The organism is Mesorhizobium zhangyense, from assembly GCF_011045115.1.
GTDB classification, from domain to species: domain Bacteria; phylum Pseudomonadota; class Alphaproteobacteria; order Rhizobiales; family Rhizobiaceae; genus Mesorhizobium_M; species Mesorhizobium_M zhangyense.
Genome location: NZ_JAAKZG010000003.1, coordinates 336468 through 358978 on the forward strand (window position 1 = coordinate 336468; position 22511 = coordinate 358978).

At 62.4% G+C, this 22511-nt stretch carries 17 protein-coding genes and 1 riboswitch; of the genes, 13 read left to right on the forward strand and 4 right to left on the reverse strand.

Annotation, left to right across the window (positions count from 1 at the left end; genetic code table 11):
- Positions 1 to 9: 9 nt before the first annotated feature.
- From G6N74_RS08425 to secD, 6 genes are all read left to right on the forward strand, one after another.
- Positions 10 to 1044 (forward strand): ABC transporter substrate-binding protein, encoded by a 1035-nt coding sequence (locus G6N74_RS08425; RefSeq protein ID WP_165116278.1) that lies wholly within the window; start codon positions 10 to 12, stop codon positions 1042 to 1044.
- Between the two features lie 130 nt (positions 1045 to 1174).
- Complete coding sequence (locus tag G6N74_RS08430; protein ID WP_165116280.1) at positions 1175 to 2602, forward strand: amidase; 1428 nt, start codon at positions 1175 to 1177, stop codon at positions 2600 to 2602.
- Between the two features lie 69 nt (positions 2603 to 2671).
- A complete protein-coding gene (locus G6N74_RS08435; RefSeq protein WP_165116282.1) occupies positions 2672 to 3868 on the forward strand; it encodes a serine hydrolase domain-containing protein in 1197 nt (398 codons plus the stop codon).
- 24 nt (positions 3869 to 3892) lie between these two features.
- Positions 3893 to 5080 carry a serine hydrolase domain-containing protein gene (locus tag G6N74_RS08440; protein ID WP_165116284.1) on the forward strand — a complete coding sequence of 396 codons (1188 nt, stop codon included), beginning with the start codon at positions 3893 to 3895 and terminating at the stop codon, positions 5078 to 5080.
- A 158-nt stretch (positions 5081 to 5238) separates the two neighbouring features.
- Entirely contained in the window at positions 5239 to 5652 is a 414-nt protein-coding gene (locus G6N74_RS08445) for a hypothetical protein (protein WP_165116286.1), read from the forward strand.
- A 96-nt stretch (positions 5653 to 5748) separates the two neighbouring features.
- Entirely contained in the window at positions 5749 to 8286 is a 2538-nt protein-coding gene (gene secD / locus G6N74_RS08450; protein ID WP_165116288.1) for a protein translocase subunit SecD, read from the forward strand.
- A gap of 46 nt (positions 8287 to 8332) precedes the next feature.
- Here secD and G6N74_RS08455 read toward each other — a convergent pair whose 3' ends face one another.
- From G6N74_RS08455 to glpD, 4 genes are all read right to left on the reverse strand, one after another.
- Entirely contained in the window at positions 8333 to 10105 is a 1773-nt protein-coding gene (locus G6N74_RS08455; protein ID WP_165116290.1) for an SLC13 family permease, read from the reverse strand.
- Positions 10106 to 10242: 137 nt separating this feature from the next.
- Entirely contained in the window at positions 10243 to 11457 is a 1215-nt protein-coding gene (locus G6N74_RS08460) for an MFS transporter (RefSeq protein ID WP_312857849.1), read from the reverse strand.
- Positions 11458 to 11603: 146 nt separating this feature from the next.
- On the reverse strand, positions 11604 to 13445 hold the full coding sequence (ilvD, locus tag G6N74_RS08465) for a dihydroxy-acid dehydratase (RefSeq protein WP_165116292.1): 1842 nt from the start codon (positions 13443 to 13445) through the stop codon (positions 11604 to 11606).
- Positions 13446 to 13718: 273 nt separating this feature from the next.
- On the reverse strand, positions 13719 to 15242 hold the full coding sequence (gene glpD, locus G6N74_RS08470) for a glycerol-3-phosphate dehydrogenase (RefSeq protein ID WP_165116294.1): 1524 nt from the start codon (positions 15240 to 15242) through the stop codon (positions 13719 to 13721).
- Positions 15243 to 15424: 182 nt separating this feature from the next.
- Positions 15425 to 15572: riboswitch (FMN riboswitch) on the forward strand.
- Between the two features lie 77 nt (positions 15573 to 15649).
- Between glpD and G6N74_RS08475 the strand changes: the two genes are divergently transcribed.
- From G6N74_RS08475 to G6N74_RS08505, 7 genes are all read left to right on the forward strand, one after another.
- Complete coding sequence (locus G6N74_RS08475) at positions 15650 to 16123, forward strand: 6,7-dimethyl-8-ribityllumazine synthase (protein ID WP_165116296.1); 474 nt, start codon at positions 15650 to 15652, stop codon at positions 16121 to 16123.
- Between the two features lie 164 nt (positions 16124 to 16287).
- On the forward strand, positions 16288 to 16983 hold the full coding sequence (locus G6N74_RS08480) for a helix-turn-helix domain-containing protein (RefSeq protein ID WP_165116298.1): 696 nt from the start codon (positions 16288 to 16290) through the stop codon (positions 16981 to 16983).
- Position 16984: 1 nt separating this feature from the next.
- The gene (locus tag G6N74_RS08485; protein WP_165116300.1) at positions 16985 to 18064 is read left to right on the forward strand and encodes an extracellular solute-binding protein; all 1080 of its coding nucleotides are present in this window, start codon (positions 16985 to 16987) and stop codon (positions 18062 to 18064) included.
- A 31-nt stretch (positions 18065 to 18095) separates the two neighbouring features.
- Positions 18096 to 19004: an ABC transporter permease gene (locus tag G6N74_RS08490; protein WP_376767689.1), complete on the forward strand. Its 909-nt coding sequence runs from the start codon at positions 18096 to 18098 to the stop codon at positions 19002 to 19004.
- The gene (locus tag G6N74_RS08495) at positions 19001 to 19789 is read left to right on the forward strand and encodes an ABC transporter permease (RefSeq protein ID WP_165116803.1); all 789 of its coding nucleotides are present in this window, start codon (positions 19001 to 19003) and stop codon (positions 19787 to 19789) included. The genes G6N74_RS08490 and G6N74_RS08495 overlap by 4 nt, the downstream gene beginning before the upstream one ends.
- A gap of 1 nt (position 19790) precedes the next feature.
- On the forward strand, positions 19791 to 20909 hold the full coding sequence (locus G6N74_RS08500) for an ABC transporter ATP-binding protein (RefSeq protein WP_165116302.1): 1119 nt from the start codon (positions 19791 to 19793) through the stop codon (positions 20907 to 20909).
- A gap of 133 nt (positions 20910 to 21042) precedes the next feature.
- Positions 21043 to 22425 (forward strand): NAD(P)/FAD-dependent oxidoreductase, encoded by a 1383-nt coding sequence (locus G6N74_RS08505; RefSeq protein ID WP_165116304.1) that lies wholly within the window; start codon positions 21043 to 21045, stop codon positions 22423 to 22425.
- Positions 22426 to 22511 lie beyond the last annotated feature (86 nt).

A 22511-nucleotide genomic window follows, 5' to 3' on the forward strand; every position in this document is an offset into this window, starting at 1 on the left:
GTAAGACGCATGAACTGGAAATTGACTGCGACGGCCATAGGGCTGTCGTTGATGGCCTCGGCGGGCATGGCGCGCGCCGAAGGCGAACTCAACATCTACAATTGGGGCAACTACACCAGCCCCGAGCTGATCAAGAAGTTCGAAGAGCAATTCAAGGTCAAGGTTACCGTCACCGACTATGATTCCAACGACACCGCGCTGGCCAAGATCCGCCAGGGCGGCCATGGCTTCGACATCGTCGTGCCTTCAGCTTCGGTGATGAACGTCTGGATCGACGAGGGCCTGCTGCTCGAAAGCCGTCCCGACCAGATGGAGAATTTCAAGAACATGGACCCGAAATGGGTCGACGTGCCGTTCGATCCGGGCCGTCATTACTCGGTGCCGTGGCAGTGGGGCACGACTGGCGTCACGGTCAACACCTCGGTCTATTCGGGTGACCCGAACACGTCGGCGATCTTCATGGACCCGCCCGCCGAACTGGTCGGCAAGGTCAATGTCGTGCCCGAGATGAGCGACGTGATGGCACTCGCCATCCACTATGTCGGCGGCAAGCAGTGCACCGGCGACAAGGAAGTGCTGAAGAAGGTTCGCGACACGCTGGTCGCGGCCAAGCCGAAATGGCTGTCGATGGACTACGGAAACGTCGACCGCTACGGCAAGGGCGATATTTCGGCCGGCGTCAACTGGAACGGCGCTTCCTTCCGCGCACGCCTGCAGAACGACAAGATCGTCTACGGCTACCCGAAGGAAGGCTATCCGATCTGGATGGACAACGTCGCCATTCTCAAGGACGCCAAGAACACCGAAAATGCCAAGCTGTTCGTGAACTTCATCATGGACCCCGAGAATGCAGCCATGATCTCGGCCTTTGCGCGCTATGCCAACGGCATCAAGGGCTCCGAAGCTTTCATGCCGGAAGACATGAAGACCGCACCCGAGGTGAACATCCCGGCCGAATTCGCCGAGAAGGGCGAGTTCAATATCGCCTGCCCGCCGGACGTGCAGACGATGTACACCAAGATCTGGACCGATCTTCTGAAGTAGGTGCGATCAAGGCCCTGGCGGCAAGCCGCCGGGGCCTGTTTTGAACAATCAAAGAGATTTCGATACCAGCCCGCGTCCGGACATCGTCCGGCGAGCAATGGGGCGTGGACACGAAGGAGGTGTGTCTATCATGAGCGATCTCGACCTTTGCTACATGCCGGCAAGCGAAGCCCTGAAGCGCTTCAAGGCCAAAAAGCTTTCGCCCGTCGAGCTGATGGAAGCGGTGATCAAGCGCGCCGAGGCGACCAAGGACAAAGTCAACGCCTTCACCAACACGCATTTCGATGAAGCGATGGATCTGGCCAAAAAGGCGGAAGCCAAATACGCCAAGGGCAAGAAGACCGGGGCACTGGAAGGCCTGCCCATCGGCATCAAGGACGAGAGCTACATCAAGGGCAAGCCGACCACCGGCGGCTCGCTGATCATGAAGGATTTCGTCGCCGACTCCTCCTCGACCATGAACGAGCGCGTCATCAAGGCCGGCGGCATCGTCCATGCGCGCACGGCAACGCCCGAATTCTCCTGCGCGGCCTATACGTGGTCGCGGCTGTGGGGCATCACCCGCAATCCGTGGAACACCAAATTCACGCCGGGCGGCTCGTCGGGCGGTGCCGGCGCTTCGCTCGCCTCGGGCACGTCGTCGATCGCCACCGGCTCCGACATCGGCGGCTCGATCCGTATCCCGGCCTCGACCTGCGGTGTCGTCGGCTACAAGCCGCCCTATGGCCGCAACCCGGACGATCCGCCCTTCAACCTCGACTTCTACTGCCACACCGGCCCGCTGGCGCGCACGGTGGAAGACGCGATCCTGCTGCAGAACGTCATGACCGGCCCGAGCCCGCTCGACATTGCGTCGCTACGACCGAAGCTGACGCTGCCGACCAAATTCAAGCCGATAAAAGGCTGGAAGATCGGTTATTCGATGAATCTCGGCGGCTTCGAGGTCGATCCTGAAGTCGTAAAGAACACCAAGAAGGCGCTCGACGTGTTCCGCTCGCTCGGCGCAGAGGTCGAGGAAGTCGATCTAGGCTGGGGGCCGGAGGTGCTGGAAGCCGGGATGGCCTATCTGAACCATCTGTTCGGCGCGTTCCTGTCGAAGCTCCTGCCCGAGCATGCCGACGAGATGACCACCTATGCCCGCAAATTTGCCGAGGACGGCGCGGGTTCCAAGGCGACCGATTTCGTCAACAGCCTCGAAGTGGCCGGCCGCATGTATATGACGCTCGGGCCGCTGCTCGAAAAATACAATGTGCTGATCTGCCCGACCACGGCGCTGCCCTCGGTTCCGGCCGACCACGATCAGTCGAAGGACGAGGTCAGGATCAACGGCAAACTGGTCAATCCCTCGCTCGGCTGGGTGATGACCACGCCGTTCAACACGATGAGCCGCTGCCCGGTTCTGTCCTTGCCGTCGGGCCATGCCAAGAACGGCGTGCCGACCGGCATCCAGATCGTCGGCCGCACCTATTGCGACGAGGACGTGTTCCGCGCCGGCATGGCCTATGAAAAAGCGGTCGGTGGCTGGTACGGCGAAAAGGCCAAACGGCCGAAGCTGTAACCATCGGAACACCCAAGCTGGAAAGGCCCCGCAAGAATGCTGCGGGGTTGCATTTCCGTGGAGCATTGAATGACCTCCTATCGCAACAGCGACCCCGCCCCTGCCATCATGCAGGGTTCGCCGCCGCAGATGGTGCCGCCAAGGCTCGACTGGGACCGCCCGCCATGGAACCGCTGGGCGTTCCAGCACATCCGCGAGATCCTGCCGACGGTCGAAGTCTGGCGCGGCGATGGGCCGGTGCGCGAGCTTGCGCGCAATGAGGTCGAGCTTGACGATGTGCCGACAGTGGACAGCACAGGTGCGCCAACCACCCTCGCCGGCCATCTCGACGAGACCTATACGGACGGGTTTCTGGTGCTCAAGGGCGGCGCGATCGCCTATGAGCGTTATTTCAACGGCATGACGCCGCGCACGCTGCATCTGTCGCAGTCGATGGCAAAGTCGGTCACGGCGATGGTTTTCGGCATTCTCGTCGGGCGTGGCCTGATCGACCCGGCGGCACCGGTGACCCATTATCTACCGGAGCTCGAGAACACCGGCTGGCGTGGCGCGACGCTGCAGCATGTGCTCGATATGACGACCGGTGTTCGCTACAGCGAGGAATACACCGACCGCTACTCGGACATGGGCCAGACCGACGTCGCGGCAGGCTGGAAGCCGATCCCGCCGGGCAGCGATCCTGCCTTCAAATGGCCGACGCATATCTGGGAGCAGATTCTCGGGCTCAAGGAGACCGAGCGTCCGCACGGCGAAAAGTTCGTCTACCGCTCGATCGAGACTGACGTGCTTGCCTTCACCATGGAGCGTGTCACCGGCAAGCGCCTGGCGCAGCTGGTGTCGGAAGAGCTGTGGCAGAAGATCGGCGCTGAAGAGAGCGCCTGCTTCACCGTCGATCGCGCCGGCTACGCGCTGGCCGATGGCGGCTTCAATGCGACGCTGAGGGATTTTGGCCGCTTCGGTCAAACGATCCTCGAGAATGGCGGCGGCATCGTCCCGCCCGCCTGGATCGAGGCGACCAGAAACGCCCGGCATGGCCCGCAGTTCAACGAAAGCCTTCCCGACGGCTCCTACAAGAACCAGTTCTGGCTGGAGGATCCGAAATCGCGCACGCTGATGTGCCGGGGCGTCTTCGGACAGCTCATCTACATCAACTGGGATTACGACATGGTCGTCGTCAAACTGTCGACCTACCCGGATTTCGGCAACAGCGCCTATTCAGTTGCAACGCTGAAGGCCATCCACGCCATCGCCGCCGCGCTCGCCTGAGCAAGACAAAAGAACAGGACTATCATGACTGCCCCGACAGCATTCGAAACCAAATACGGCTTTCGCCGCCCCGATGTGACACTGGAGAACTGGCGCACCGAGCCGTACAATCGCTGGTCGTTCCAGAATGCCGGCGAACTGGTGCCGAGCGCTGAGATCGAAGTCGGGGAAGCTACTCCGGAAGCCCCCATCGGCGACCTAGAGGATTTGCTGGCCAAGAAAGTCACGCTCGACAGCGAGCCAGAAACCATCGCCGCTTTCCTCAAGCGCTCGCATACCGACGCCTTCCTGGTCATGAAGGGCGGCAAATTCGTCGGCGAATACAACGCTCCGCATATGAAGCCGGCAGGCCGACACATCGTCTTCTCGATCAGCAAATCGCTGACCGCCATCCTCGCCGGAGTGGTGCAGGACGACGGCCTGCTCGATCCTTCGGCTCCGGTCACGACTTACATCCCCGAAGCCAAGGGTTCGGCCTTCGGCGATGCGACCGTCCAGCACGTGCTCGACATGACGGTGGCGCTCGATTTCGAGGAACTCTACCTCGACCCGGAAAGCGCCTTTGCCCGCTATCGCCGTGCCATGCTGTGGAACCCCGCACGGCCGGGCGCTCAGGAGACACTGCCGGCTTTCCTGTTCAGCCTCCCCAAACTCGCCGGCAAGGAGCATGGCGAAGTCTTCCGCTACCGCTCGCCCTGTTCCGATTTCCTCGGCATCATCGTCGAGCGCGCTTCGGGCCGGCGCTATACCGATCTGATGAGCGATCGCCTGTGGGCGCCGCTCGGCGCTAAGCTCAGCGGGCAGATCACGGTCGATGCCGAAGGCACCGCCCGCGCGGCAGGCGGCGTCTCCGTTTCGGCACGCGACCTTGCCCGAGTCGGCGAAATGATGCGCTGCGGCGGCTCATTCGAAGGCCGGCGCATCCTGCCCGAAAGCTGGGTCGAGGACACGACCACCGGCGGCGACCGCGAAGCCTGGCGCAAGGGCGATTTCGCGTTCCTGCTTCCCAATGGCGGCTACCGCAACAAATGGTACCAGACCGGCTACGACAACGGCGCCTTCTGCGGCATCGGCATTCATGGACAGTGGCTCTATGTCGACCCGGCGACCGAGACCGTTCTGGTCAAGATGTCGTCGCAGCCATTCCCGGTCGATGACGCGCTGGACAAGCAGGCGCTGGCGTTGTTCCAGGCGGTCTCAGTCATGCTTTGAGACGGCTCATTCACCGGCCTTCAAGGAAATTCAGCCGGAACGCGTTATCTGTGCGGTTAAAACGGGCGGGGTTGGTAGTTTTGCCGCAATGGTGTAGGAGCAGGCGCCGTCGGATGATACAATTTGCCGGCGCAGACACCGAAGAATGACGTTGCACGATGACCTCTAGCAAGCCCGGCAGAACGCCAAGGCGCGGATTTTCTTCCGCCGCCTTGCTGTGGCTTGTCGTAGCGCTCGCGGCAGCACACGGTTTTCTCGGTGCAAATTCGCCGGTGCGTGCGGCACGGTTGCTTGCCGACGGCATGGCAGCATCCGGCCAGGGTGCCGGCACGCCGAGCGGTGACCGCTCCGGCGCAGCCAATCCGCAGCGCATGGTCGCCATCGCCGACTGGCGCGGCCTCGCGCTGAAATCCTTCCTCGCCGGCACCGACACCGGCCCGGCCATATTGCCTGCCATGCAATGGCAGGTCACTGCCAGCCTGCATACTGGCCTCCTGGATCGCATCCCGGAGAGTTTTCGCGGGACTGCCACGACAGTCCTTCGCGCGCGAGCGCCACCGCAGGCCGCGTAAGGCATACGCCTTCCGCTCCGAAACGAATTTCCGAACGCGATCGCGTTTTGCCCGGTCAATCCAACGCCGGCATTGCGCGCAGACAGGACCAGAACAATGAGAACATCAAAATGGGTGATAGGGGCGTATACCTTTATCGTCCTCATCGGCGTCATCGCCGCCCTTCCAAACATGTTTACGCCGGCGCAACTCGCCAAGCTGCCGAACTGGCTGCCCAAGCAGCAGATCACCCTCGGCCTTGATCTTCAGGGCGGCTCCCACCTCGTTCTCGAAGTGGACGCCAACGCGCTGAAGACCGATCGGCTACGCTCCCTGCTCGATGATGCCCGCGGCGCGCTGCGCAATGAGCGCATCGCCACGCAGTCGGCCCGCGTTGCCGGCGACGCAGTCGTTCTCACCATCACCGACGACACGCAGCGTGCCAAGGCGCTGGAAGTACTGCAGAAGCTTGCGGTGCCGGTCAGCGCGACCGGTTTCGGCGGTGGCACGGCCGACATCGACGTAGCTTCTGCGCAGAACCAGATCACGATGAAGCTCACGGAAGCCGGTCTGCGCGATCGCCTTGACGCCGCACTCCAGCAGAGCCTGGAAATCGTGCGCCAGCGCGTCGACCAGGTCGGCGTTGCCGAGCCTACCATCCAGCGCGTCGGCTCCGACCGCATGCTCGTGCAGCTTCCGGGCCTTCAGGACCCGACACGCCTGCGCGAACTGCTGGGCAGCACGGCCAAGATGGAATTCCACATGGTCGCCAACAATGTCGAGCAGGGCCAGCCCCTGCCTCCCGGCGTGACCATGCTGCCGGACGCCAAGACCAGCCAGCAATATCCGATCGAAGACCGCGTCGCCCTCAGCGGCGAGCGCCTGACGGATGCCCGCGCCGGCTTCGACCAGCGCACGCAGGAGCCGATCGTCTCCTTCCGCTTCGACAGCGTCGGCGCGCGCCAGTTCGCCGAAATAACCACCGCCAACGTCAACCGCCCCTTCGCCATCGTGCTCGACGGCAAGGTGCTCAGCGCACCGGTCATCCGTGAGCCGATCACCGGCGGTTCGGGCCAGATCAGCGGCAGCTTCACCGTGGAAGACACGACGGTGCTCTCCGCCCTGCTGCGCGCCGGTGCCCTGCCCGCACCGCTCACCGTCATCGAGGAACGCACAGTCGGTCCCGATCTCGGCGGCGACATCATCCGCATGGGCGTCTACACCGGCATCGCCGGCTTCCTGCTGGTCGTGATCTTCATCGTCGCGCTCTACGGAGCGTGGGGCATGATCGCCAATTTCGCCCTGCTCCTGCACCTCGTCCTGACCATCGGCGCCCTCGCCATGATCGGCGCGACGCTGACCTTGCCCGGCATCGCCGGCATCATCCTCGGCATCGGCTTCGGCGTGGATGCCAACATTCTCATCAACGAGCGAATAAGGGAAGAAACCAAGAAAGGCATGAGCGCCTTCGCGGCTCTCGACCACGGCTTCAAGCGGGCCTACTCGACCATCGTCGACGCCAACGTCACGTCGCTGATCGCCACCAGCCTGCTGTTCATGTTCGGCTCGGGCCCGGTGCGCGGCTTTGCCATCACCATGATGCTCGGCACCTGTATCTCGATGTTCACCGCCGTGGCCATCGTGCGCGTCATCATGGCGTCGGTGGTACGCCGCCGCAAAATGAAGACGATCACCATCGAACCGCTTATCCGCTTCTTCCCGGACAAGACCTCGATCAACTTCATGAACGCCCGCTATTTTGGCATCCTGGTTTCGGTGCTGCTGTCGCTGGCTTCCATCGGACTGTTCTTCAAGCCGGGCCTGAATTACGGCATCGATTTCAAGGGCGGCATCCAGGTCGAAATCACGACCTCGCAGCCGGCCGATCTCGCCCAGCTCAGAAGCACGCTCAGCGACCTCAACCTCGGCGAAATCGCACTCCAGAACATCGGCGGCGAGAACAACGTGCTGATCCGCGTCCAGCGTCAGGAAGGCGGCGAGACGGCCCAGACGGCCGCCGTCAACGAGGTTAAGGCCGCGGTGCAAAAGCTCGATCCGGGCGTGAAGTTCGAACGTACGGAAGTCGTCGGACCCAAGGTCAGCGGCGAGTTGGCGCGCTCCGGCGTGCTCGCCGTGGTTCTGGCCGCGATCGCCATGCTCGCCTATATCTGGTGGCGGTTCGAATGGAACTTCGCCATCGGCGCGATTGCGACACTTATCCTCGACACGACCAAGACCATCGGCTTCTTCGCGCTGCTGGGGCTCGATTTCAACCTGACCGCCATCGCCGCGCTCCTGACGATCATCGGCTATTCGGTGAACGACAAGGTCGTGGTCTATGACCGCATGCGTGAAAACCTGCGCCTCTACAAGAAGATGCCGCTGCGCGAAATCATCGACATGAGCATCAACCAGGTGTTCGCGCGCTGTATCTACACCTCGGTCGCGATCCTGCTCTCGATGCTGCCAATGGCGATCTGGGGCGGCAGTGCGGTCGAGAACTTCGCCATTCCGATGGTGTTCGGCGTTATCGTGGCGACAACCTCGTCGATCTTCATCGCAGCCCCGATCCTGCTGTTCCTCGGCGACTGGTGGAAGCGGACGCATCCGGATCGGGAGCTTACAGCATCGAAGGCTGTTGCCGCCAAGGGCTGAAAAACTCCCTGACGACAAAAACGAACGGCGCCTTCGGGCGCCGTTTTCATTTCAGCGGCCAGACCAGCATCAGCGCCGGCACCGCCGCAAGAATGACGATGAAGGACAGCGGCAATCCCAATCGTGGGTAATCGCTGAACCTGTAGCCGCCCGGCCCCATGACCAGCGTGTTGCACTGGTGGCCGATCGGCGTCAGGAAATCGCAGCCGGCCCCGATGGCAACCGCCATCAGGAACGCTTCCGGCCGATAGCTGAGGCTTGCTGCAAACCCCGCCGCGATCGGCGCCATGACGAGCACTGTCGCGGCATTGTTGAGGAATGGCGTTATCGCCATTGCCGTAACGAGAATGAGCGCAAGCGCGCCATAGGGCGGCAGCGTGGCTCCAAGCTGCGCCAGCCAGCCCGCGATGACGTCCGTGGCGCCTGTGCGCCTCAACGAGTCGCTTACCGGGATGAGCGCCGCCAGCATCACCAGTATCGGTCCGTCGATCGCCGAATAGACTTCGCGGACAGGAATGACCTTGAACAGCACCATCGCAACGGCAGCCGCAAAGAACGCGATCGCCACCGGCAGCAGCCCAACAGCCGTCGCGCCCATAGCGGCGAGCAGGATCAGGACCGGAACCACGCCGCGCCTGACGCTGCCAAGCAGGATCGGCCGCTCGGCCAACGGCAGAAGGCCGAACTCGCGCAGGATTTCCGGGAACGCCTGGCGATTGCCGCGCAGCAGGATGACGTCTCCAAGCCGCAGTGTGATGGCGCCGAGGCGCTGGGTCAGCCGCTCGCCCTTGCGGCTGACCGCCAGCAGATTGACGTTGAACCGATCGTAGAGGCCGAGGCGCTGCGCCGACCAGCCGATCAGCATGGAGTTTTCGCCGATGACGGCTTCCACCGCGTCGATCTCACCGCTGCCGGCATCGCCGTCGTCGCGGCCCCCGGTCACGCTGAGCCTGGCCTGCGCCACCAGCCGGTCGAGCGCCTCGGGATCACCCTCCATCAGCACGATGTCGCCTTCCCTCAGCAGCGCGTCGGGAAGCGGCGTGATGCGCACGCCGCGCGAGCGGATGATAGAGGTGACATCGACATCGCCCTCGGCCAGCTTCATCAGGTCGGAAACCGGCTTGCCGAGAACGGACGAGCCGCTGACCACGACGGCTTCCGAGACATAGTTCTTGATGTCGATCGCTTCATGCAGCGAGGAACTGGAACGAATGCGTTCAGGCAACAGCTTGTAGAACAGCACGAGAAAGATGATGCCGGCGAGCGCCAGCACCGCTCCCACCGGCGTGAAGTCGAACATGCTGAAGGACGTGCCGGTGAGTTCCTCCCGAACGCGCGACACGACGATGTTGGGCGATGTGCCGATCTGCGTCATCAGCCCGCCCAGCAGCGAACCGAAAGCCATCGGCATCAGGAACACCGAGGGCGATACATTGGAGCGGCGGGCGAACTGGATGGCGATGGGGATCATGATCGCCAGCGCGCCGATGTTCTTCACGAAGGCCGAAAGCACGGTGACAGTCGCGACCAGTAGGAACATCTGCGCCCGCACCGACGACACGTCGGGCAGGTAGCGCTTGATCGCATATTCCATGATGCCGGATCGCGCCACGCCGGCGCTGACCAGAAGCGCACTGCCGACGATGATGACGATATCGTCGCTGAAACCGCTGAATGCGGCATCATAAGGCACCACGCCGACAGCCAACGCCGCAAGCAGCGATCCCGCCGCGACCAGATCGTAGCGGAACCGCCCACACACGAAAGCGGCCATCATCAGGGCGATGACGACGAATGCCAGGATCTGTTCGAAGGTCATGCTGGTATCGTCCCCGTCCGCGAGACGCGGTGACAGGAAACGCACGGCACGCGAAATTGTTTCGCTCAAACGTGCCCCGGAACGATGGCGATGAAAAGAATATTCTCATCGCCATCGGCAAGTCTGGAATATTTGCGCTACGCGGCTGTGGCGCGCATTTCCTTCGTCGACGGCAGCAAGACCGTCAGAAGGCCGAGCAGCGGCAGGAACGAGCAGATCATATAGACGTAGTCGATGCCCTTGATGTCGGCGACGACACCGAGCACGGCAGCCGCCAATCCACCCATGCCGAAGGCGAAGCCGAAGAAGACGCCGGCGATCATGCCGACGCGGCCCGGCACCAGTTCCTGCGCGAAGACGACGATGGCCGAGAAGGCCGACGCCAGCACAAGGCCGATGATCACGGTCAGGATGCGCGTCCAGAAAAGGTCCGCATAGGGCAATGCCAGCGTGAACGGCAGCACGCCAAGGATCGAGAACCAGATGACGAATTTGCGCCCAAAGCGGTCGCCGATCGGCCCGCCCGCCAGCGTGCCCGCAGCCACCGCACCGAGGAAGATGAAGAGCAATATCTGCGCTTCCTGCACCGACACGCCGAACTTATGAATGACGTAGAAGGTGTAGTAGCTCGACAGGCTGGCCATGTAGATGTTCTTGGTGCAGACCAGCGTCGCCAGCACGATCAGCGCAATGACGACCTTGCGGCGCGGCAGCGAAATGGCCTGGGAATGCACAGGGCGCTTGGCATTGGCGATACGGTAGCGGCCGTACCAGCCGCTGACCTGCCGCAGCACGATGATACCGATGAGAGCAGCGATGGCGAACCAGGCTACACTATGCTGTCCCCTCGGCACGACGATGAAGGCAGCCAGCAACGGCCCAAGCGCGGTGCCGAAATTGCCGCCGACCTGGAACAGCGACTGCGCAAGCCCGTAGCGTCCACCGGAAGCCATGCGTGCGACGCGCGAAGACTCGGGGTGAAAGACCGACGAACCGATGCCCACCAGCGCCGCGCCAACCAGCAGCACGCCGTAATTGCCGGCATAGGCCAGCACGATGAGGCCGATCATGGTCGAGGTCATGCCCATCGGCAGCGAATAAGGCATCGGCCGCTTGTCCGTATACATGCCGACGAGTGGCTGGAGCAGCGAGGCGGTGACCTGGAACGTGAAAGTCAGGAGGCCGATCTGCCAGAAATCGAGGCCATAGCTTTCCTTCAGCATCGGGTACAGGGCGGCGAGAAGCGACTGCATCACATCGTTGAGCATGTGGCAGAAGCTCACGGCCAGAAGGATGGCGTAAACGGTGTTGTCTGCTTGGATGCGGCCTGCGGTCGCTGAAGTATCAGTCACGATAGTGATCCTGCATTTGGCCAGCCGAGTACAGCCGGCGCTTGCAGGCGCAGCGCCTGCAAGCGTCTCATAAACCCGGTTGTGGGTTGCGTCTTAGGTCAGACGGTGATCTTCCCATGGGGCAGATCGCCGGCCATATTCTTCGTTCAGCTTTCGCCGAGGTCGCGCACTGCGCCACGATCGGCAGAGGTTGCGAAGGCCGCATAGGCTTTGAGTGCGGTAGTCACCTTGCGCTTGCGCTGCTCGGTCGGCTTCCAGCCTTTGGCGTCCTGCTCGGCGCGGCGGGCGGCGATTTCGGCCTCGTCGACGCGCAGCGAGATGGTGCGGTTCGGGATGTCGATGTCGATCATGTCGCCTTCGCGCACGATGCCGATAAGGCCGCCATTGGCGGCTTCCGGCGAGACGTGGCCGATGGAGAGGCCCGACGTGCCGCCGGAGAAGCGGCCATCGGTGATCAAAGCGCAGGCCTTGCCGAGGCCCTTCGACTTCAGATAGCTGGTCGGATAGAGCATTTCCTGCATGCCCGGTCCGCCCTTCGGGCCTTCATAGCGAATGACGACGACGTCGCCGGCCTTGACCTCATTGGCCAGGATCGCCTTGACGGACGAATCCTGACTTTCGAAAACGCGCGCCGGGCCGGAGAACTTCAGGATCGATTCATCGACGCCCGCCGTCTTCACGATGCAGCCGTTGAGCGCGATGTTTCCCTTTAGAACCGCAAGCCCGCCATCCCTAGAGAACGGATGCTGCGCATCGCGGATGACGCCGTTTTCGCGGTCGATGTCCAGTTCCTTCCAGCGCGCGCTCTGGCTGAACGCGACCTGCGTCGGCACGCCGCCGGGAGCCGCACTGAAGAGCTCGAGCGCTGCCGGATTGTCGGTGACGGCGATGTCCCATTTCGACAAGGCATCGCCCAGCGTCTTTTCATGCACAGTCGGCAGATCGGCATTGAGCAGACCGGCGCGGTTCAGTTCGCCGAGGATAGCCATGATGCCGCCTGCCCGGTGCACATCTTCCATGTGAACGTCGGACTTTGCCGGAGCGACCTTGGAAAGACACGGAACCTTGCGCGACAGACGATCGATGTCGTCCATCGTGAAATCGACTTCGCCTTCATGTGCTGCGGCGAGAATGTGCAGAACCGTGTTGGTCGAACCACCCATGGCAATGTCGAGCGCCATGGCGTTCTCGAAGGCACCCTTTGAGGCAATGGTGCGCGGCAGCGCGGTCTCATCGTCGCCCTCGTAATAGCGCTTTGCCAGAGCGACGATCCTGCGGCCCGCCTCAAGGAACAGCTTTTCACGATCCGAGTGGGTTGCCAGCGTCGAGCCGTTGCCGGGCAGCGACAGACCGAGCGCTTCGGTCAGGCAGTTCATCGAGTTTGCGGTGAACATGCCGGAGCACGAACCGCAGGTCGGGCAAGCCGAACGCTCGATGGTCTGGACGTCTTCGTCGGACATCTTGTCGTCGGCGGCAGCGACCATCGCATCGACCAGATCGAGCGCGTGGATCTTGCCATCGGAAAGCATGACCTTGCCGGCTTCCATCGGCCCGCCGGAAACGAACACGGTCGGGATGTTGAGGCGCAGCGAGGCCATCAGCATGCCGGGCGTGATCTTGTCGCAATTGGAGATGCAGACCATGGCGTCGGCGCAGTGCGCATTGACCATGTATTCGACCGAGTCAGCGATCAGCTCGCGCGACGGCAGCGAATAGAGCATGCCGTCATGGCCCATGGCGATACCGTCATCGACGGCAATGGTGTTGAATTCCTTGGCAACGCCGCCCGCCTTCTCGATCTCGCGCGCCACGAGCTGGCCGAGGTCCTTTAGATGCACATGCCCCGGCACGAACTGCGTAAACGAGTTCACCACCGCGATAATCGGCTTGCCGAAATCCGAGTCCTTCATGCCTGTGGCGCGCCACAGGCCGCGAGCGCCTGCCATGTTACGGCCATGGGTGGTTGTGCGGGAACGATAAGCGGGCATCGGATTTTTCCTAAGCTAAGCCAGTGATCCCTGATTTTTCAGCCGGGATCGCGCGATAAAACAAACACTTGCAGGATACAGCCGATTCATTTTGTGAACAGCCGCTGCCTCACCCGCAGGCAATGTTTCGATAGCGAGATGTGGCAAATTCCAGCTTCTCGCACAACAACCGTACCCGCGGGTACGGTTGTAATAGCGCAAAGCTACGGCCACGTCACTAGGCTGGCACGAGATTTTGGCGGACCTGGTTCAGTCGGAGGAAAGTCGGCGCGGCTATTCGGCAGCCGCGTTCTTCGAGGCGTTGGCGTCACGCATGAAATCGTCGAGTGCCTGGCGCTGCGCCTCGTTCATGTGCAGGCCGCGCTTGGTGCGCCGCCACAGCACGTCCTCGGCCGTCACCGCCCACTCATGCGCCATGAGGTAGCGCACTTCCGCCTCATAGAGATCGGCGCCGAAATTCCGGCCGAGATCGCCGGGCGAAATCGCAGAACCGAGAAGCTTCGACGCCAGCGTGCCGTAAAGCCGTGTCAGCCGACGGGCGTGGCCCGCATCGAGGAAGGGATAGGCCGCCATCAGTTTCCTGACCTGCGCGTCAAAACCCGTGGCAAAGAAATCGCCACCCGGCAGCGGCGCGCCCGCCGTCCAGGGCGCACCGCGCTTGCCGAGATGCGCCTCGATCTTTTCCAGCATCGACTGGGCAAGCCGACGATAGGTGGTGATCTTGCCGCCGAACACGTTGACCAGCGGCGGACCATCGCTGGTGTCGGATTTCAGCACGTAGTCGCGCGTCGCCTCCTGCGCTTTCGAGGCTCCATCGTCGTAAAGCGGCCGCACCGCCGAATAGGTCCAGACGATATCCTCGCGCCTGACGGGAGCGGCGAAATACTCGCTTGCAGCACTGCAGAGATAATCGGTTTCGGCTTCGCTGATCTTCACATCGTGCGGGTCGCCGTCGAAATCCTGGTCGGTAGTGCCGATGAGGGTGAAATCATCCTCATAGGGAATGGCGAAGATGATGCGCCCGTCCTTGTTCTGGAAGAAATAGGCGCGCGGATCGTCGAACTTCTTGCGGACGACGATATGGCTGCCCTGCACCAGCCGCACATTGTGGACATCGTTACGCCCTACCGCACCCGCGAGCACGGCATCGACCCAGGGGCCGCCGGCATTGACGATCAGCCCCGCCCTCACCTCCTGCGTTTCGCCCGTCCGCTGGTTCTCAAGGTTGATGACCCAGTGCTCGCCCTCGCGCCGCGCACTGACGACCTTTGTCCGGGTGCGGATATCGGCGCCGCGATCGGCAGCGTCGCGTGCATTGAGCACGACGAGTCGCGCATCGTTGACCCAGCCGTCGGAATATTCGAATGCCTTGGAAAACAATGGCTTCAGCGGTTTGCCTGCCGGATCGTTACGCATATCCAGCGTCTTGGTCGCCGGCAGCAGCTTGCGTCCGCCAATATGGTCATAGAGGAACAGGCCGAGCCGGATCAGCCATGCCGGGCGCAGGCCCTTGGCATAAGGCAGCACGAAACGCATCGGCCAGATGATGTGCGGCGCCATCTTCCACAGCACCTCGCGCTCCATCAGCGATTCCCGCACCAGCCGGAACTCATAATGTTCGAGATAGCGCAGGCCGCCGTGGATAAGCTTGGTCGAACCCGACGACGTGCCGCTGGCAAGGTCGTTCATCTCGGCAAGGCACACCGAATAGCCGCGACCGACCGCGTCGCGGGCGATTCCGCACCCGTTGATGCCGCCGCCGATGATGAAGATGTCGTAGGTCGAGGGTTCGGTCACGATTTTCTCCGGCTGGTCGCCGCATTCTCTTCAGTTCCCCACTACCCAATTTTGAACTTTTTCGCAATCGAAACGAGCGCAAAACGAAAACACTCCGCAAGAAAAAACACATGGCTGAAAATGCCTGACCCCGCCATCCGGCGGATTGACGACCACAGGGATTTCGCGCCATACAGATTGCGTTAAGTTCTCAGGGCGGGGTGCAACTCCCCACCGGCGGTAAGAGTGAAAACTTGAGCCCGCGAGCGCTTTCCGGATTTTCCGGAAAGGTCAGCAGATCCGGTTTAATTCCGGAGCCGACGGTCATAGTCCGGATGGAAGAGAACGAACGGGATCATGCCGCTTAACTGCGGACGAAGTCCTGTCTCGTGCGTCCTGATTCTGGTCATTGAACGGAGTAAGGACCCATGAATCAGATACCCCCTCGTGAATTCGAAACCCGCCGCGTCGCCGTCATCCGTGCGCGCTGGCATTCGGAAATCGTCGATCAATGCGTCGAGTCTTTCGTCAGCGCTACGCAGGCGCTTTCAAATGGCAAGACGGTCGTTGAGGTCTTCGACGTACCCGGCGCGCTGGAGATCCCGCTTCACGCCAAGCTGCTTGCCGAAACCGGCCGGTTCGATGCCATTCTCGGCACTGCTTTCGTGGTCGATGGCGGCATCTACCGGCACGACTTCGTGGCAGGCGCGGTGCTCGACGGAATGATGAACGTCCAGCTTGCTACCAACGTCCCTGTCCTGTCGGCGGTGCTCACGCCCCACCACTTCCACGACAGCGAAGAACATCGCAAATTCTTCTTCGACCACTTCAAGGTGAAAGGAAATGAGGCCGCCAACGCCTGTTTCCACATCCTCAATGCGCGCGCGACGATCGCCGCCTAAATATTCAGAATATCAGGAAAAAATGAACCGGCGCGAGCGAAGGAGCCGCTTGCGCCGGTTCGCTTTTCTGGCCTGTTTAACAAGGATTTTTCGCCGGCATACGAATCCCGCTTGCCATCCAGAGATTCACTTAATAGCTTGTAAAGTGAACCATGGGGAGACGGATGAAGCTGATCGATGATCAAAGCCCGGCAGATGGTGCCACGTCCAGGACGGAGGCTCGCCGCTCGACAATGCTCGGGGATCGCGTCAAGGCATTCCGCACCGCACGCCGCCTGACCTTGCGCCAACTCGGCGACCTGACCAGCACCACGGCAAGCTTTCTCAGCCAGCTCGAACGCGGTCTCTCCGGCGCCAACACGTCGACGCTGATGTCGATCGCCAACGCATTGGGCATCAGCGTTGCAGATCTTTTCGAAGACTCCGAGGTATCGACGCACAAGGTGCTGACGCGCGCCGAGCGCCCGGCGCTGCCGGTCAGCGAAGGTTATCGCAAGACGCTGCTTTCGCGCCGTCCAATCCACGATGTGGAAGTCTATTCGGGCGAGTTCGCCGTCGGCGGCTCGACCGGCGACCTGCCCTACACCCACGGCAACGCGCATGAGATGTTCCTCGTCCTGCGCGGCAAGCTGCAACTGACGCTCGGCGACGAAACCTTCATCCTCGAAGAAGGCGACAGCATCGAATACGCGACCTCGACCCCGCACAAGACGGTCAATGTCGGCAATGTGCCGGCCGAGGTTCTGTGGATCATCGCGCCCCCGACAAGCGGCGCAGTCGAGCTCGATGAATATGTGCCCCGGAAAAAGCTCGCACCCGGGACGCCAAAACCAAATAGCGGGTCATCGGAGACTGAATAAAATGGGATATAGATCGACATTTGCCGGCATCGCCGGAGCGACGACGCTTGCCGTCATTGCCGCCGTCGCTCATGCACAGGAAGCGCCAGCCGCGGGCACCATCGTGGACGGCTCGCTCAAGGGCAAGACGCTCACCTTCGTTTCCTACGGCGGCATTTATCAGGACGGCCAGGTAGCGGCGCTGAAGGAATTCGTCGACAAGTCCGGCGTCACGCTGCTCAATGACGGTCCGACCGAGATCGCCAAGCTGCAGGCGCAGGTCGAATCCGGCAACGTCACCTGGGACGTCGTCGACACCGCCGACCTGCCGCCCTACGTGCATTGCGGCAAGCTGTTCCAGAAGCTCGACCTGACCAAGATCGACGTCTCGCACATCCCGGCCGGCCAGGTCGGCGAATGCAGCGTTCCGGCGATGAACTACGGCATGGTCCTGATGTACAAGAACGATGCCTACAAGGATAACCCGCCGAAAAGCTGGAAGGACTTCTTCGACACCGAGAAATTCCCCGGCATCCGCGCCATCGACGGCAGCGGCGACCCGATCGGCGCGCTGATCGAGCAGGGCATCATCGCCGATGGCGGCTCCGTCGAAAACATGACCCCGGCCGACATCGACAAAGGCATCGCCAAGATCAAGGCGCTCGGCCCGGACACGATCTTCTGGAAGACCGGTGCTGAATCGCAGCAGCTCGCCGAGTCCGGTGAGGCAGACATGGTCATGATGTGGACCGGCCGCGCCATGACCGCAGTCAAGAACGGCGCAGCCTACACGCCGGTCTGGCAGGATTGGATGGTCGTGATGGACCAGCTCACCATTCCGGTCGGCGTCAAGGACACGGATGCCGCCTACGCGTTGATCAACGCCTATCTCGGCAAGCAGGCGCAGGAGATCCTCACCGAGCAGACCTCCTACTCGCCGATCCACAACGAGGCGCAGCCGAAGGTCGATGCTTCCGTGGCCGCGTTCCTCACCAACACGCCGGATCGCGTCAAGCAGGGCTATCAGCAGAACATCAAGTTCTGGGTCGCCAACTTCGACGCAGCTTCGGAAAAGTGGACCGCACTCATGGCCGGCAACTAAACCAGCCCATGCAAGCCTGGAACAGTAAAGCGTGAACCAGACAATCGACACGACAACGGCCGGGGGTTCAGATCCCCGGCCAGCCGGCCGCGCAGCATCCGAGCCGCGCCGCTGGCGGCTGGCGGACTATCCGTCGCTGCTGACGGTTCCGGCCATCCTGCTGCTCATCGCGGCAATGGCTTATCCCTTGCTGACGATCGTGCTCCGCAGCTTTTCCGAGCCCGAATGGAGCCTGCAGAACTACGTCTGGTTCTTCTCCACGCCCGTCAATCTCACCGTTCTTGCCCGCACCTTCTCCATATCTGCCTGGGTCACTATCGTCTGCGTGATCGCGGCCTACCCCTACGCTTACCTGATGACGACGGTCGGCCCGCGCATGCGCCTCGTCCTCATCATGTGCGTGCTGGTGCCTTTCTGGGTCAGCGGCGTGGTGCGCACGCTCGCCTGGGTGATCCTGCTGCAGGATTCCGGCGTCATCAATTCAACGCTGAAAGCAATCGGCTTCAGCTCGATCAGGCTTATCCGCACCCAGACCGGCGTCGTCATCGGCATGGCGCAGGTGCTTCTGCCGTTCATGATCCTGCCGCTCTATTCGGTCATGCGCGGCATCGACCTGCGGCTGGTGCAGGCGGCGCGCAGCCTCGGCGCACGCCCTGCCCTTGCCTTCCTGCAGGTCTATCTGCCGCTGTCGCTGCCGGGCGTGTTCGCCGGCGCGATCATCGTCTTCATCCTGTCGCTCGGCTTCTACATCACGCCTGCCCTGCTCGGCGGCCCGCGCAGCACCATGCTGTCGACGCTGGTGCAAAGCCAGGTGCTGAGCCTGCTCAACTGGGGCCGCGGCGGCACCATGGGCGTCGTGCTGCTGGTCTCGACCTTCGTGCTTCTGGCGGTCGCCGCGCCCTTGATGCGCCAACGCCATAAGCAGGCATCGAGGAGCTGACGATGAAACCATTCCGCATCATCCTCGGCCTGTTCTGCCTGCTGGTCGCCGTCTGGCTCATCATGCCGACGCTCGTCGTCATCCCGATGTCGTTCAACGACAAGAAGTCGCTGGCCTTCCCGCCGTCCGGCTTCTCCTGGCAGTGGTACGCCAACTTCTTCACCAATCCTGAATGGTCGAACAGCCTTCTCAACTCGCTGAAGGTCGCAAGCATCGTCGCGGTCGTCGCCACCTTCATCGGCACGCTGGCCGCGTTGGGCCTCAGCCGCATGAAGCATTCCGGCGCCGGCATATTGCGCGCCATCCTCATCACGCCGATGGTCGTGCCGGGCGTCGTGCTGGCGATCGGCATCTATGCCGTCTATCTCAACTACCAGCTCGTCGGCACCACATTTGGCTTCGTTCTGGCCCATACGATGCTGGCGATCCCTTTCGTCATCATCGCGGTCTCGGCCAGCCTCGAAGTGTTCGACGTGCGGCTGGAAACGGCTGCAGCGAGCCTCGGCGCTAACCGCTTCACCGCATTCCGCACCATCACGCTGCCGCTGATCGCGCCCGGAATGTTGTCCGGCCTGCTGTTTGCCTTCGTGACATCCTTCGACGAGATCATCGTCGCGTTGTTCATCACCAGCCCCTATCTGAAGACACTGCCAGTGCAGATCTTCACCAGCATCACCCGCGACGCCGACCCGACTGTCGCTGCCGTCGGAACCATCATCTTCTTCGCCACTTCACTCGTGATCGCCGCAGGGCTGATCATCGGCTCGAAATCCAAAAGGAGCTGACATGTCCACGTCCAAGACCAGAGAACGCGGCGCAGCGATCGATATCCGGGATGCCACGAAGCGCTACGGCAAGTTCACCGCGCTCGACAATGTCAGCCTGCATATCGAGCCGGGCGAGTTCATGACGCTGCTCGGGCCCTCCGGTTCGGGCAAGACGACGACGCTGAATGTGGTCGCCGGCTTCACCGACCTCACCGCTGGAGACCTTTCGGTCGGCGGCGAAAGCATCGTCGGCGTGCCGGCCCACAAGCGCAATATCGGCGTCGTGTTCCAGCACTACGCGCTGTTCCCGCACATGACGGTCGGCAAGAACGTCGCCTACCCGCTGACGCTGCGCGGCGTCGAAAAGGGCGAGCGCGAGCGCCGCGTCAAGGCAGCGCTCGACATGGTCAAGATGGCCGACTTCGCCCATCGCTACCCGAGCGAGCTTTCCGGCGGCCAGCAGCAGCGCGTGGCGCTTGCCCGCGCCATCGTCTTCGACCCGCCTCTGCTCCTGATGGACGAGCCGCTCGGCGCGCTCGACAAGAAGCTGCGCGAATGGCTGCAGCTTGAGATCAAGCGCATCCACCGCGAACTCGGCACCACCTTCGTCTATGTCACGCATGACCAGGAAGAAGCCCTGGTGCTGTCCGACCGCATCGCTGTGTTCAACCAGGGCCGCATCGAGCAGATCGGCACCGGCCGCCAACTCTATGACGAACCGGCAACGCTGTTCGTCGGCAAGTTCATCGGCGAATCCACGACCTTGCGCGGCAAGGCCGAAACATCAGGCGATGAGACCGGCCTGACCATTGCCGGCCAGAAGATCGTGGCAAAGGAAAAACTCGCCGGCGGCGAGACGCCGGTGATCCTGCTACGCCCTGAAAAACTGTCGCTCGCAGCCGCAAAGGCGCCCATCACCAACGGGCAGAACAGCCTTGCCGGACAGGTCAGCGAGGCGATCTATCTCGGCTCCGGCTCGAAATACCAGGTCGTGCTGCGCGACGGCTCGATTGCGGTCGTGCGCTCTTCGCTGGAGGCGAAGCCCTTCACCATCGGCGACGAGGTCGACCTGCGCTGGTCGGTCGAGGATTCCAAGCTGCTCGCCGACGACGACCGCGCCGACATGACGCTGACCTGACCCCTCATTCCGCTAGATCGCCGTGCGTCCATTCGGACGCACAAAGGACGATCTAACACTTAGAATGAGCATCGGAATATTCCGAAAACCGGTACCCACTTTTCGGTCCGATGCTCTAGCAGGATTTTTAGACATGGACGCCAAAGTCAACGGCAACGTCTCTTTCTGGTATGCCGATATCGGCCTGCCGGCCTTTCGCGCACCGCTTCCCGGCGATCTCGAAGCCGACGTCTGCATCGTCGGCGCGGGCTACACCGGCCTGTGGACGGCCTACTATCTGAAAAAGGCCGACCCCTCGATCCGCATCGCCATCGTGGAAAAGGAATTCGCCGGCTTCGGCGCCTCCGGCCGCAATGGCGGCTGGCTGTCCGGCGGCTTCGGCTGGTCGCGCGAAAAATACCTGAAGACCTCGACGCGCGGCGCCGTCATCGACATGCAGCGCGCCATGTACGGCACGGTCGAGGAAGTGATTGCGGTCACTGAGGCCGAAGGCATCGACGCCGATATCCTGCGCACGGACAACATCACCGTCGCCACCAACAAGCCGCAGCTCGACCGCGCCCGCGCCGAATATGAAGAGGCCAAGGCCTGGGAAATGCCGGCCGACCGCATCGAATTCCTGAGCGCCGCTGATGCCCGCGCCCGCATCGCCATCCACAATGTGCAGGGCGCCTATGTGCTGCGCGGCATGGCGCGCGTGCAGCCGGCAAAGCTGGTTCGTGGCCTCTCCGACGCCGTCGAGCGCCTCGGTGTGCCGATCTATGAGCAGACGACCGTGACCGGTATCGAAAAGGGCAAGGTCACCACCAATCGCGGCACGGTGCGCGCGCCCATCATTATCCGCGCCACGGAAGGTTTTACTGCCGGCATTCCCGGCAATGAAAGGCTCTGGCTGCCGCTCAACAGCGCGCAGATCATCACCGAGCCGGTGTCGGACGCCCTATGGGACGAGATCGGCTGGAAGGGCCATGAACTACTGGGTGACGCAGCGCACGCCTATTGCTACGCCCAGCGCACCCGCGAGGGACGCATCACCATGGGCGGCCGCGGCGTGCCCTATCGCTACGGCTCGCAGACCGACGTGCGCGGCCAGACCCAGCAGCTGACGATCGAAAAACTCCACGCCATCCTCGTCCGCCTTCTGCCGCAGACCAAGAACCTGCGCATCGACCACGCCTGGTGCGGTGTGCTCGGCGTGCCGCGCGACTGGTGCACGACTGCCGGCCTCGACCCGGAAACCGGCATCGGCTGGGCCGGCGGCTATGTCGGGCTTGGCGTATCGAGCTCGAACCTCTCGGGCCGCACGCTGCGCGACCTCATCCTACGCCGCGACACCGAACTGACCCGCCTGCCCTGGGTCAATCGCCAGGTCAGCAAGTGGGAGCCCGAACCGATGCGCTGGCTGGGCGTGCATTCGATGTATCAGCTCTACCGCATGGCCGACGAACGCGAGGAAGCCGGCCTCGATCACACTTCGAAGCTGGCAGCCATCGCCGATCGCATCACCGGTCACTGAGGAAACTCGGACCCCGTCGAATCGCAATCATGCGCCGTCAGTTCGGCGCGTGACCTCACCGAAACGCCAGCAGAGCCTGATCTCGC